The 13,665-nt window shown below is 40.8% G+C and carries 11 protein-coding genes; all 11 read left to right on the top strand.

Going from position 1 to position 13,665, the window contains the following annotated elements:
* The first annotated feature begins 6 nt into the window (after positions 1 to 6).
* The 11 genes from ybeY to ppsA are packed head-to-tail and all read left to right on the top strand — an operon-like array spanning position 7 to position 13,642.
* Positions 7 to 540, top strand: coding sequence for an rRNA maturation RNase YbeY (gene ybeY / locus RBH88_RS06400; RefSeq protein WP_213690691.1), 534 nt, complete (start codon positions 7 to 9; stop codon positions 538 to 540).
* The gene (locus RBH88_RS06395; protein ID WP_307879461.1) at positions 540 to 1,826 is read left to right on the top strand and encodes a hemolysin family protein; all 1,287 of its coding nucleotides are present in this window, start codon (positions 540 to 542) and stop codon (positions 1,824 to 1,826) included. The genes ybeY and RBH88_RS06395 overlap by 1 nt, the downstream gene beginning before the upstream one ends.
* A complete protein-coding gene (locus RBH88_RS06390; RefSeq protein WP_213690692.1) occupies positions 1,801 to 2,250 on the top strand; it encodes a cytidine deaminase in 450 nt (149 codons plus the stop codon). Before RBH88_RS06395 ends, RBH88_RS06390 begins: the two co-directional genes overlap by 26 nt.
* Positions 2,250 to 3,170, top strand: a complete 921-nt coding sequence (gene era, locus RBH88_RS06385; protein ID WP_213690693.1) for a GTPase Era — start codon at positions 2,250 to 2,252, stop codon at positions 3,168 to 3,170. Before RBH88_RS06390 ends, era begins: the two co-directional genes overlap by 1 nt.
* A complete protein-coding gene (gene recO / locus RBH88_RS06380; RefSeq protein ID WP_213690694.1) occupies positions 3,136 to 3,888 on the top strand; it encodes a DNA repair protein RecO in 753 nt (250 codons plus the stop codon). The genes era and recO overlap by 35 nt, the downstream gene beginning before the upstream one ends.
* A 54-nt stretch (positions 3,889 to 3,942) precedes the next feature.
* Entirely contained in the window at positions 3,943 to 4,821 is an 879-nt protein-coding gene (gene glyQ, locus RBH88_RS06375; RefSeq protein WP_213690695.1) for a glycine--tRNA ligase subunit alpha, read from the top strand.
* Between the two features lie 22 nt (positions 4,822 to 4,843).
* Positions 4,844 to 6,907, top strand: coding sequence for a glycine--tRNA ligase subunit beta (gene glyS / locus RBH88_RS06370; protein ID WP_213701772.1), 2,064 nt, complete (start codon positions 4,844 to 4,846; stop codon positions 6,905 to 6,907).
* Between the two features lie 10 nt (positions 6,908 to 6,917).
* Positions 6,918 to 7,721, top strand: coding sequence for a pyruvate, water dikinase regulatory protein (locus RBH88_RS06365; RefSeq protein WP_213690697.1), 804 nt, complete (start codon positions 6,918 to 6,920; stop codon positions 7,719 to 7,721).
* A gap of 5 nt (positions 7,722 to 7,726) precedes the next feature.
* Entirely contained in the window at positions 7,727 to 8,542 is an 816-nt protein-coding gene (locus RBH88_RS06360; protein ID WP_213690698.1) for a pyruvate, water dikinase regulatory protein, read from the top strand.
* Between the two features lie 33 nt (positions 8,543 to 8,575).
* Positions 8,576 to 11,239 carry a pyruvate, phosphate dikinase gene (gene ppdK / locus RBH88_RS06355; RefSeq protein WP_213701771.1) on the top strand — a complete coding sequence of 888 codons (2,664 nt, stop codon included), beginning with the start codon at positions 8,576 to 8,578 and terminating at the stop codon, positions 11,237 to 11,239.
* A 15-nt stretch (positions 11,240 to 11,254) separates the two neighbouring features.
* Complete coding sequence (ppsA, locus tag RBH88_RS06350) at positions 11,255 to 13,642, top strand: phosphoenolpyruvate synthase (RefSeq protein ID WP_213695637.1); 2,388 nt, start codon at positions 11,255 to 11,257, stop codon at positions 13,640 to 13,642.
* The last annotated feature ends 23 nt before the right edge of the window (positions 13,643 to 13,665 follow it).

Raw genomic sequence — 13,665 nt, 5'->3', positions numbered from 1 at the left:
TAACACGTGAAGGTTCATTTATGTCTTGACAATATTGATGAAGGAGAATCTGAAAGTAGTAAGGCCCTTAGAAAATTAGAGGGCCGCGAGGAAATATTGGAGAGGGTTGTCAACCATCTCTTCCCGGAAAAGTATGATGACCAAGAGGCTGAAGTTTCTATTTCTATTGTTTCCCCATCAGAAATGCAAGAAAAGAACAGGGAATATCGCGAGATAGACGAACCAACAGATGTCCTTTCTTTCCCTATGTGGGAAGAAAATGGAGAGTTTCTCCCTCCTCAAGGATGGGATATTCTGCCATTAGGGGATATCCTCATTTGTGAAGAAATTGTTAGGGAAAATGCCAGCCAAAACAATGTGTCGTTTATTGAAGAACTTTATTTAATGGTGGCACATGGATTCCTTCACCTTTTAGGATTGGATCATGACACGGAAGAAAAAAAAGAAGCAATGTGGAACCTTCAATTTAGAATTCGCGAAAATTGGTGTTCTGAACAGAGACAGGGTGTTTCCCCTATAGAAGGAGGACTGATTCTCTAGTGGATATTCCTCTGTCTGCCATGAGATATGGTTTCTTTCTTCTGTTTTTGCTACTCCTTTCTGCGTTTTTTAGTAGTGCAGAAACAGCGATAACAGCAGCGGGAAGGGGAAAGTTGCTTGCGTTGCAAGAACGCCATCCATTTCAACGTCGTTTTTTCCAATGGTTAGTGGGAGATACACAACGTGCTCTTACTATTACTCTTGTTTCAAACAACCTTGTTAATATAGCAGCGAGTGCTGTAGCAACTTCATTGGCAATTATCTTGTTCGGTCATAAAGGTGTTTTTGGTGCAGTTATCATTATGACTGTGGTCATTGTCATTTTTGGTGAAATTTTGCCAAAAAGTATAGCTATTATAAAATCAGAATCAATTCTGCTTGTCACTCTTCCTATATTGCGTTTCCTTGGTCTGATCTTCGCACCTTTCATATGGATCATGAATCATTTTGTGCGGATGATAGGCCTTCTTTTTGGAGTGGATTTAAAGACGCAACATCCCTTTGTGACAAGAGAAGAAATAGAACAAATGGTTAATATTGGAGAAGCATCTGGTGCTCTCGAAGCAGTGGAGCGCAAGATGATTCATGGTATTATCTCTTTCGAAGAGACTCGTGTCTATGAGATTATGATTCCAAGGACAGACATGAACGCTATTGCCAGTAACGCAACAATAGGAGAATCAGTTAGCATTTTTCAGGAGTTCGGACATTCCAGAGTTCCCGTATACGGAGAAAGCCTCGATGATATTGAAGGAATTCTCTATGTGAAAGATACCATCCCGTATCTTTATTCAGGAATGAGTGAAGAGCCTGTTTCCAAACTTAAGAGAGATGCTCTCTTCGTGCCTGAAACAATGAAAATTGTAGATGTGTTTAATATTATGAAAAATAGACATGTCCATATGGCCATAGTTGTCGATGAATATGGGGGAACAGCAGGTCTCGTTACGCTGGAAGATCTTCTTGAAGAGATAGTTGGTGAAATACAAGACGAATACGATTCAGAAACTGCGCCCGTATTAAAAGAGACGGGTGGCAACTATCTTGTCCAGGCAAATGTAAGTTTAGAAGATCTTAGTGAAATATTGAATTACTCGTTTGAATCAGAAGATGCAGAAAGTGTCGGTGGTCTTATTCTCGCTTTAACCGGAGGCTTCCCTGAAAAAGGTGCCATTCTTCAATATGGGAAATGGGAGATAGAGGTTCTTGATGTGGAAGATCACCGCATAAAACTTTTGAGGTTTCATGAGGTATTAAAAGATGACATCCAAGAAGATGACGAATAATATAAATTCTCCCTGGCCTTCTCTTGCCGTTACTCCTGAGCTTCTTATGGGGGCGGCGAGGGAGGTCCAGTTTTTTTCATATTCTCCCTACTCACATTTTGCTGTGGGAGCAGCTTTGCTTTTAAGTGACGATAACATAATCACTGGATGTAATGTAGAAAATTCTTCTTACAGCCTTACTCTTTGCGCAGAAAGAAGCACAATTGTACAGATGGTTGCTCGCGGAGAAAAATCCCCCCTTGCGCTTGCCGTTGTAGGGACAAAGGGGAAACCTTGTTATCCATGTGGAGCGTGCCGTCAAGTGTTGTGGGAGTTTAATCCTGAAATGATTCTGGTGTTTGAAAATGGAGAAAACAAGCTGCAGATAGTTTCGTTACGCGAACTTTTCCCTTATCCTTTTGGCAGAGAGGACTTACAAGACTAATGGAAGAAATGGATTTTAAATTTGGGATAGTACCTATTGTAGGGCGTCCTAACGTAGGAAAATCTTCTCTATTAAATGCTATTCTTACGTATAAGGTATCTATTGTTTCAGAGAAACCTCAAACAACGAGAAATGCCATACATGGAATTTATAATGAACCTGGACTTCAAATTGTTTTTACAGATACTCCTGGGATTCATAAGCCAAGGCATAAATTAGGCGAAGCCTTAGTAACCGCAGCTATACGTTCTCTCGAAAATGCTGATTTGATCCTCTATGTAGTAGAGGCAGAGGATAGCAAACTTTCCCCAGAAGACGAACGAATTGTAGATATTCTTAAAGAAGTTACTACGCCTATTTTACTTGTCATCAACAAAGCTGACAGGGTACAAGAAAGTAAAAAAAGGCTTAACAAGGTGATATCTATCTTTCAAGAAATGTTGCCTTTTGCAGAGGTCTTGGGAGTCTCAGCAAAAAAAGGGTATAATATAGAACGTCTTGTACAAACTATTAAAAAAAGGCTACCTGAAGGCTTCCCGTGGTATGACGAAGAGGTTCTTACTGATAGTCCTGAGCGTTTTTTAGCTGGAGAGATAATCAGAGAAAAGGTTTTACGCCTGACTCATGAAGAGGTTCCACATAGTTTGGCTGTAGAGATAGAAGAGTATAAGAGTCCTGATGAATACCCGGAGAGAGATGTCCTTTATATACGTGCGAATCTTGTTGTAGAGAGAGATGGTCAAAAGACGATCATTATAGGAAAAAAGGGACGTAAAATAAAAGAAATAGGAAGCTATGCCCGTGCTGATCTGGAGAAAATGACAGGCCATAAGGTTTTTCTTGATCTCTGGGTTAAAGTTCGCCCAGGATGGCGGCAGTCAGAAAGTGAACTTCGGAGGATGGGATATACAGGAAGGTGATACTATCGCTGTGGATTTTTTAACGCAAGGCCTTTTTTCTAGTTCTGGAATAGTTTTGCGTCGCACAATAAGTGCTGAAGGCGATATGTCTTTACAACTTTTTTTAAAAAAGATAGGGCCAGTTTGGGCTCAAGCACCAGGTTCGGCTCGAGGACGAGTTCGATTTGGCGGCGCCACAGAACCTCTCACATGGGGTTCTTTTAACCTTTATAAGGGGCCTAAGCGTTTTTATGTCAAATCTATTGATATTAAAGACGATATGTGGAAATTGCGTCTTGATGCGCAAAAACTTTCTGTTGGATTGCAATGGAATAGGCTGATTGCTCGTTATACATGTTCTGGAATTGCAGAAGATAGTTTGCTTGCCTTACTATATTGGACGATGCGTTCTTTGAGTGATGGAGTAGATCCCCTTTTGCTTTCGTGGCGTCTTTTATGGAGATGGCTGCATATTCGTGGGGAAGCTCCAGATTTGTTTTCTTGTGAGCAATGTGGTAAAGAACTTACATCCGAAGCTTTTTGGTCAGAAACAGGGTTACTTTGTTCTCGTTGTTCCAATAAAGTGGGTGGAGTTGTTCCTTATAATGATTTGAAAGCTCTCCAGGTGGCGGCGTTGATTTCTCGTAAAAGTCTGCCTGCTCAGGAATTTTCAATGGAGGGCGTTTTTTTAAAGGCTCAAATAGAGCGGTTGAAATTTCTTTTAGAAAAAAATAATTAGAAAATTAAATATACAGGAAGAAATGCAGGGTTCGTTGAAAGGGAGGTCTTTGGTGTGAACTTTCAAGAAATTATTTTTCGCCTTGAGCGTTTTTGGGCTGAACAGGGATGTGTCATTCAGCAACCGTATGATATAGAGGTAGGTGCAGGTACTATGAACCCTGCAACTGCTTTACGGGTGCTTGGCCCAGAACCGTGGAAAGTAGCATATGTCGAGCCTTCAAGAAGACCGACAGATGGACGTTATGGAGAAAATCCGAACAGGTTACAACATTATTATCAGTATCAGGTTATTGTTCAGCCGGCGCCAGATAATATACAGGAGATATATCTTGCCAGTCTTGGTGCTTTAGGTATAGAGCCTGAGGAACATGATATACGCTTTGTTGAAGATGACTGGGAATCCCCGACAGTTGGTGCATGGGGACTAGGATGGGAAGTATGGCTTGATGGAATGGAAGTTACTCAGTTCACCTATTTCCAGCAAGTTGGTGGCGTAGACATGGCTCTTGTTCCGGCAGAATTGACTTATGGAATTGAGCGGATCGCCATGTTTGTTCAAAAAGTTGAGAATGTATATGACCTTGCCTGGGTCAACGATGTAACGTATGGAGATATCCACCACTGGGATGAAGTGGAATTTTCCCATTACAATTTCGAAATAGCTGATACAGATATGCTTTTTAAACTTTTCGCTATGTATGAGGCTGAAGCGAATCATATTCTTGCTAAAGGATACATTCTCCCTGCTTATGACTATGTCTTGAAATGTTCTCATACCTTCAACCTTCTTGATGCGCGAAATGCCATCAGTGTAACAGAGCGTACCGGCTATATTTCTCGTATACGGACATTGGCAAGTCGTTGCTGTGAAGAGTACGCAGCAAAACGGGAAGAAATGAACTATCCCTTTATGAATAAATTCTCTCGTTAGGTTTAGGAAGAGGTGAAGACTCATGGCATATAAAAATCTTTTATTGGAAATAGGAACAGAAGAAATCCCTTCTCGCTTTCTTCCCAATGCGTTAGATACACTTGTGAACAACGTAGAAAAAGAGTTTGATGCTGCACGTATCAAATATGGGCGGGTAGCTGCTTATGGAACACCTCGTCGTATGGCTTTAGTTGTGCGTGATATAGAAGAAAAGCAGGACGATAAGGTTATGAACTATAAAGGCCCTACATGGGATTCTGCTTTTGATGCAAATGGGAATCCGACAAAAGCAGCTTTGGGCTTTGCAAAAAGCAAGGGAGTCGAGTATGAAAATCTGCTCCCCAAAGAAGTTGATGGAGTGCGATATGCTTTTGCTGTTATTTCCGAGCAAGGGAATCCTGTTCAGGAGTTACTTCCTGAAATATTGCCTTCAGTTATAAATCAGCTTGTCTTTCCCAAAAATATGTATTGGTCTGATTCGACTGTTAAGTTTGCACGACCTATCAGATGGATTGTTTCTTTGCTTGATAGTACAGTCATTCCATTTAATTATGGTGGTATACAGAGCGGTAATGTTACTCGGGGCCATCGCTTTATGGGTGCTAGAAATATAGAGATCAATGATGCAGCTGAATTTATGGAAAAACTTTACGATAATTACGTTATCGTAGACCAAGAGAAGAGAAAACAGAAAATGATCTCTGGTATCAATGCTCTTGAAAAAGAGATAGGTGGAAAGGTCGAATTAGATCCTGAATTAGTGGAAGAAAACTTGTATCTTGTGGAGTTTCCGGTTCCTTTTTATGGGTCTTTTGACAAAAAATTCCTTGAAATTCCAGAAGAGGTTCTTACTACAAGTATGAAAAAACATCAGAAATATTTCCCAGTCAGAAACGAATCGGGAAAATTGATGCCATATTTTGTAGGAGTAAGTAACAATAGAGCCACCAATATGGGTGTTGTGCGTGAAGGGAATGAACGGGTTCTTAGAGCTAGATTAGAGGATGCTTCGTTCTTCTGGACCGAAGATCAGAAGAAATCTTTGGCAAGCCGAGTAGAAGAATTGAAGGATATTCTCTATCAGGAAAAATTAGGAACTCTTTACGATAAGATGATGGCAACTCAAAAATTGGCAAAATATATTTGTGAAACTCAGGGATATTCTGACGTTGCAAAATTGGTAGATCGTGCTGCATGGCTTTCTAAGTGTGATTTGTTGACGAATATGGTCTATGAGTTCCCTGAACTTCAGGGGGTTATGGGAAGAGAATATGCTTTACGTAATGGGGAACCGGAAAGGGTTGCCAAAGCTATTTATGAACAGTATTTACCTAAATTTGCAGGCGATGTTGTTCCTTCTGATACTGTAGGTGCTCTCCTTGGAATAGCCGAACGTGTTTACGTGATAGTAAACTGCCATAAGGTTGGATTACAGCCTACAGGATCTCAAGATCCTTACGCCCTCAGGCGTGCTGCTAGATGCATCAATGAAATTATATGGGGACTTAATCTTGATATTGATCTTTTGAATATTATGGAGCAGGCTGGAAAAGATGCTGACGTATCTTCTGAAATTATGGAGCAGGTTTGGACTTTCTTTGAGCAACGTTTGCATGTACAGCTGAAAGAAAAGGGATTCGAACACGATCTTGTGTCTCTTGCTATTTCAGTGACTGGAAGAAGACCTTTACAGGTTCTACGTTTCTTGAACGTTGTAAACAAAGTAAAAAGCGAAGAATGGTTCGTGGATCTTGTAACAGCAGCTGTTCGCGTGAGAAATATATTGTCAAAGGCTGAGGATGTTTCTTCTGATGTTAACACGCCTCTTTTCCAGAAAGACGTGGAAAAGGCTCTCTTTGATGAAATGAACGAAATGCAGCCACTCGTAGAGGAAGCATTGCAAAAGTATGATTGGGATGAGTTAATGTCACTTCTCACGAGACTTTCTCCTCGTATTACTGTTTTCTTTGATGATGTTATGATTATGGATAAAGATCTTGATGTCAGACAAAACAGATTAGCTTTGCTTTCTCGTTGTAATGGTATTTTCCGAGAAGTTGGGGATTTAGGTGTTTTGAAAAATTAGGAGGGAAAACGTGAGCTCTCTGTCGTTATTTATTGTTTCAGATTCTACTGGGGAAACCGCAGAACATGTTGCACATGCTGCGATGAGTCAGTTTGAATCATCTTTTAGCCAGGTTACTCGTTTCAGGTACGTTGATTCTGAGGATAAGGTAAAAGATATTCTTCAGAAAGCAGCTTTAGCTCGTCCTGTGCTTGTCTGTACTTTGGTCAATAAAAGCATAAGACGATCTATGGCTATGAGAGCTCAAAAATTGGGAGTACCCTTTGTTGATCTCCTTGGTCCTATTCTTGATCTTCTTGAAATGCGATTGGGAGAAGCTGCTTTGGAATCTCCTGGGCTGAATCGTCGCATGGATGAAGAATATTTTAGGCGAGTAAAGGCAGTTGAGTTTGCAATTCAGTGTGATGACGGTCGAAATCCGTCTGCATTGCCGATGGCCGATCTTGTTATACTAGGCGTTTCAAGAACGGGAAAGACCCCTCTTTCAATGTATATTGCTAATCGTGGATTTAAAGTGGCAAATGTTCCTTTAATACCTGAAGTAGATCCTCCTCAGGAAGTTTTTTCTGTGTCTAAGGATCGGTTGGTAGGTCTGATAATAGATCCTCGCAAGTTGACACAAATTCGAGAAGAAAGGCTGAAGCTGCTGGGACTTGATCCCGCAGCTTCAGCCTATGCTAATAGGGAACGTGTTAAGCGAGAGCTTGAATATGCCCATAACATCATGTCGCAATTAAATTGCAGAATATATGATGTAACGGGGAGAGCAGTTGAAGAGAATGCTCAAGAGATCATGGATCTTCTTCGGGGGTAAGGTGTATGTTAGAAGTAAAAGAACCACTTGAAGTATTTGTCGTATCAGATTTTACAGGGGAAACAGTTGAGGGAGTTACCCGGGCGGCAACGAGCCAATTTCAACCATCTAGAGTTAAACTCCATCGTTTCCGCTATGTAAATAGCATTGAAAAGGCGCAAAATGTTTTGGAGATGGCGGCTTCAAAGAATGCAGTTCTGATCTGTACCCTTGTGGATAAAGCTGTACGTCATTGGGTTATTGAAAATGGCAACGTTATGAATGTTGATGTTATAGATGTATTTGGTCCCTTACTTAATACTCTTTCTGATATTTTAGGTAAGGATCCTCTAGAAAAACCAGGGCTTTCCCATGTTATGGACGAAGAATACTTCAAACGTGTCAAAGCAGTAGAATTTACTATTAGTTGTGATGATGGAAGCAATACGTATCTTTTACCAGAGGCAGAACTTGTTATTCTCGGCGTTTCTAGAACATGTAAAACCCCTCTTTCAATGTATCTTGCTCATAAGGGGATAAAAACAGCTAATGTGCCTCTTGTTCCAGGACTCGCTCCTCCTGAGGAGCTTTTTAAAATCGATTCATCCCGTATTATAGGTTTGACTATAGATCCAGAGTATCTAATTGATATTCGAGTGAAACGTTTAGCTATATTAGGACTTGATCCTGAGGAATCGGACTATACTAGACGAGAAAAGGTTTATGAAGAACTCGACTACGCGAATTCAATTATGACTGCCCTTGGCGCTAGAATTTTTAATGTCACAGGTCGTGCTTTAGAAGAAACTTCACAAGAAATATTGGCGTACATCAGGCATTAAGTCCTCCGTATCTATTAGGAGGTGGGTAGCGCCATGAAAAAAGAGAACCTCAAAAAGTATGTGTATGATTTTGAGGAAGGCAATGCGTCTATGAAAAATGTACTGGGAGGTAAGGGGGCAAATCTTGCTCAAATGGTACAGAATGGTCTGCCTGTACCTCCTGGTTTTATCGTCTCGACAGAGGCGTGTCTCAAGTTTCTGACAGAAGATAATTCTTTCATAGATACAATTTGGCCGCATGTAGAGAAGGCTGTCGAGCGTTTGGAACAGAAAGCTGGTAAAAAATGGGATGGAGGACCGTACCCCCTTCTCGTGTCTGTACGTTCCGGGGCTCCAGTTTCTATGCCTGGCATGATGGATACCATCCTTAATCTTGGACTCAATGAAAATACTTTGGACTTCTTAGCCCATGCCTCTCAAAATAGAAGGTTTGCTCTCGATAGTTATAGGCGTTTTATCCAAATGTATGGAGAAGTGGTAGAAGGATTACATCCCAATCTCTTCGAAGACATACTTATAAAAATAAAAGAGGAACATGGTTTTTCTTTCGACTATGAAATCCCTGCCTCTCTTCTTGAAGATTTGGTTTCTCAGTATCTATCAATTTTTGAAACCCACGTCCATGAGAAGTTCCCTTCCAATCCATGGATACAATTGAAAAATGCTTTAGTTGCTGTTTTTAAAAGCTGGAATAACCCAAGAGCTGAAACGTATAGAAATCTTCACTCTATCCCTCATGATTTAGGGACTGCGGTAAATATAGTTTCTATGGTTTTTGGTAACCTCAATGAACAATGTGGTACGGGCGTTTGTTTTACTCGCAACCCTTCAAATGGAGTTGCAGAGTTATATGGTGAGTTTCTTATTAATGCACAAGGGGAAGATGTTGTTGCGGGTGTACGAACACCTCTTCCCATCTCAGAGCTTCGTTATATGATGTCCGATATGTATGGTCAGCTCTTAGATATTACGAAATCTCTAGAGACCTTTTATAGAGATATGCAAGATATAGAATTTACTATCGAAAACCGTAAGCTTTACATTTTACAGACGAGAACAGGCAAACGATCTGCTGAAGCTGCTGTTAAAATAGCTCATGATATGGCATTGGAGAAACTCATAGAGAAAAATGAAGCATTGACTCGCGTTTCAACTCGCGAAGCTGAGCTGCTTTTACATAAACAAATTGATCCAGAGACAAGTGTCCCTCTTATTACAGAGGGGTTACCGGCGTCCCCAGGGGCCTGTACAGGTATGATAGTTTTTTCTCCAGATGATGCAGTCCAATGGCATATGGCGGGAAAAACAGTTGTTCTTGTTCGCCCTGAGACTAGCCCTGATGATATTCATGGGCTTGCTGTAGCAGAAGGTGTTGTTACGAGTCGCGGTGGAATGACAAGTCATGCTGCTGTTGTTGCTCGAGGCATGGGAAAACCTTGTGTAAGTGGGTGTGAAGATATTGTTATAGATATTGAGAAAAAGCGCCTATTTTATAATAAAGATGTTTTTTTACGTGAAGGCGATGTCATAACAGTTGACGGTAGTAATGGGCGTGTTTATGAAGGAGAAGCACCTCTTCTCGATGCTAAAATCACAAAAGAATTTTCAACTTTTTTACACTGGGCTGATGATGTTGCTTCTTTGGAAGTCTGGGCAAATGCCGATACTCCTGAAGACGCAAAAAGAGCTAGAGAATTTGGAGCTAAAGGAATTGGTCTATGCCGCACTGAGCATATGTTCATGGCTCAAAATCGTCTTCCCATAATGGAGCATATGATTATAACTTCTGATGAGAAGGTGCGGCTCCATGATTTGCAATTATTACAAGAGATGCAACAGAATGATTTTGAAAATATTTTTAAAGAAATGGATGGTTTTCCTGTTATTATACGTTTGTTAGATCCGCCCCTTCATGAATTCCTCCCAAAAGAAGATCATATTCGTCAACAACTTGCTATACTCAGACATGATGAAGATTCAGATTCTGAAAAAAGAGCGGATCTGGAGGAAGTTTTGAAAAAAATTGAAATGTTAAAAGAAACGAATCCTATGATGGGATTTCGTGGCTGTCGTTTGGGGGTGTTATATCCGGAAATTTATGAAACGCAAATCAGGGCGATTTTCGAAGCAGCTATTAATTCTCAGAGCAAAGGAATACAAGTATCTCCTGAAATAATGATTCCATTAGTGGGAATTTCTGAAGAGATGCAAATATTTCGTAAAATGGTAGACAGAATAGCTGAAGAGTACTATAAGAGTACAGGTACGATACTTGACTACAAAATTGGAAGTATGATAGAAGTTCCACATGCGGTTTTTCTAGCTGATAAAATTGCTTTATATGCAGATTTTTTTAGCTTTGGAACTAATGACTTAACGCAAACGGTTTTTGCCTATTCCAGAGACGATGCTGAATCTAAATTTTTACGAACCTACCTGCAAAAAGGGTTGCTTCAGGAGAATCCTTTCCATATTCTTGATCGAGAAGGAGTAGGTGAGATGATGCGGCTTTGTGTCAGGAAAGCAAGAGAAGTTAAGGCAAATATATCTTTGGGCATTTGTGGCGAACATGGTGGCAATCCTGAAAGTATTGCATTCTGTCACAGCATTGGTCTTCATTACGTTAGCTGTTCGCCCTTTAGAATACCAGTAGCCAGGCTAGCCGCTGCTCAAGCTGCACTGGGCTTCATTAATTAACGAGGAGGCAGTGAGATGGGAACATATACGTACATCAGGTGGTTTCCAGAAATAAATCGCAATGATATACCACTTGTTGGAGGGAAAGGTGCTAATCTTGGAGAGCTAACTCAAAATGGAGTGGTTGTGCCTCCAGGGTTTTGTGTGACAGCTTTAGCATACAGAGACTTTATCAGAGTTTCTGGGTTGGGGGCATCTATAGAAAATATCATTCAGAGCATCGATTTTGAAAACACTGATGACCTTTCCCAAAAGTGCGAAGAGATAAGAAACCTTATTATGGGAGCTTCTTTTCCACAAGAAATGGCTAAAGAGGTAAAAGAGGCTTACAATAGCCTTTGTGCACAAACAAAGATTGATAATTTGCAAGTTGCGGTAAGGAGTTCGGCAACGGCAGAAGATTTACCAGATGCATCTTTTGCAGGACAACAGGATACGTATCTTCATATTTCTGGAACAGAAGAGGTCTTAAAGCATGTCCAAAAGTGTTGGGCTTCTCTTTGGACGGCAAGAGCTACATACTATCGAGAAAAACAGGATTTTAACCATTTTGAAGTTGCATTGAGTGCTGTAGTGCAAAAAATGGTGAGGAGCGAGAAATCGGGAGTTATGTTTACTGCTAATCCCGTAACGAGCGATATTAACCAGATTATGATCAATGCCAGCTGGGGATTGGGAGAAGCAGTTGTTTCTGGTGTTGTTACTCCTGATGAATTTATTTTAGAAAAAGATCATCTTGATGTTGTAGAGAAAAATATTGCTGAAAAGAACACAATGATTGTGGAAAAAAATGGTGGCATTGGAACGGTCAAAGTTGCTGTAAAAGATTTTCTTGGACCGGATAAGGTTAAAATGCAGTGTCTTTCTGATATGGAAATTATCATTCTTGGAAAGGCTGGAAAAGCTATAGAAGCCATATATAAAAGCCCGCAGGATATAGAATGGGCTCTGGATAAAGAAACAAAAGAATTATATATACTTCAAGCTCGTCCTATAACGACACTTAAAGGGGGAGAAGAGTCCGTGGATCAGAATACTGCGGCTCCAGCACAGAAAGAAGTTAAATTAGATGTTTTAGCGAGAGGCTTGGCAGCTTCACCTGGCATCGCGGTAGGGAAAGTACTTATCATTCATGATCTTAATGAAATTGCTCGCGTTAAAGATGGTGATATCTTAGTAACTGGAATGACAAATCCTGATATGGTTCCCGCGATGAGAAAGGCTGCTGCTGTCGTTACAGATGAAGGTGGACGTACGTGTCACGCAGCAATAGTTTCAAGAGAGTTGGGAATTCCTTGTATAGTGGGCACTAAAAATGGTACGGCCGTTCTCAGTGAGGGAATGCTTGTTACTGTTGATGCGACACGGGGAGTTGTCTTTAACGGCAACGTTATACCAGAGAAGAAAGATTCCGCAAAAGAAACAGCATCACATTCCGATACGGCTGCATTCCCAATCGAAGATTTGGCATATCAGCTTGCCCCTATTACTGGGACGAAGATTTATATGAACCTCGGCGAACCCTCTATCATTGATCGCTATAAGCAGCTTCCATTTGATGGCATCGGTTTGATGCGTACGGAATTTATATTTACAAATATGGTTGGGATTCACCCCATGTATCTTGTAAAAACAGGGCAAGGAAAACTGCTTGTAGATAAGATGTCTGAAGGTATAACGACTGTGGCACAAGCTATTTACCCTCGTCCCGTTGTTGTTCGCATGAGCGATTTTAGAACCAACGAATTCAGAGGGTTAAAAGGTGGAGAAGAAGTTGAACCTGTAGAGAATAACCCGATGATTGGTTGGCGTGGCGTTTCCCGTTACATTTCTCCAGAGTACGAAGCTGGATTCAGACTGGAATGCCAGGCTATGCGTAAGGTAAGAGAAGAATATGGGCTTGTCAATGTCTGGATGATGCTTCCTTTTGTTCGTACTACCTGGGAACTTGAGCGTGTTCTTGACATACTGCGCTCTGAAGGGCTTGAAAGAAGTTCCTCCTTTAAGCTTTGGATCATGGCTGAGGTTCCTTCTGTTGTCTTTGCAGCTGAAGAATTTGCGCAGATGGTTGACGGTTTCAGTATCGGCAGTAATGATCTTACTCAGCTTGTTATGGGAGTGGATAGAGATTCAGGAATTCTAAATAACATGGGATATTTTGATGAGCGGAACATCTCTGTGCAGCGCGCTATTCGAATACTTATTCAGGCTGCTCATAAATATGGCAAGACGTGCTCAATTTGTGGCCAGGGTCCCTCTCTTTATCCTGATTTTGCGGAATTCCTCGTTAAAGAGGGAATTGACAGCATGAGTGTCAATCCTGATACAGTTGCATATACAAGAAAACTCGTAGCTGCTGTTGAACAGCGTATTATCCTTAATAGCATTAGGAATAGCAAATAGAAAAGAAATCCAAAACACTAGCG

Origin of the sequence: Aminobacterium sp. MB27-C1, from assembly GCF_030908405.1 — a bacterium.
Taxonomy (GTDB): Bacteria; Synergistota; Synergistia; order Synergistales; family Aminobacteriaceae; genus Aminobacterium.
Note: the sequence above shows the minus strand (reverse complement) of the source record. Positions and strands in the feature narration are given on the sequence as shown.

Coding starts and splice junctions, on each gene's coding strand:
- RBH88_RS06390 (WP_213690692.1), top strand. CDS start 1,801: ATGACATCCAAGAAGATGACGAATAATATAAATTCTCCCTGGCCTTCT.
- era (WP_213690693.1), top strand. CDS start 2,250: ATGGAAGAAATGGATTTTAAATTTGGGATAGTACCTATTGTAGGGCGT.
- glyS (WP_213701772.1), top strand. CDS start 4,844: ATGGCATATAAAAATCTTTTATTGGAAATAGGAACAGAAGAAATCCCT.
- RBH88_RS06360 (WP_213690698.1), top strand. CDS start 7,727: ATGTTAGAAGTAAAAGAACCACTTGAAGTATTTGTCGTATCAGATTTT.
- ppdK (WP_213701771.1), top strand. CDS start 8,576: ATGAAAAAAGAGAACCTCAAAAAGTATGTGTATGATTTTGAGGAAGGC.
- ppsA (WP_213695637.1), top strand. CDS start 11,255: ATGGGAACATATACGTACATCAGGTGGTTTCCAGAAATAAATCGCAAT.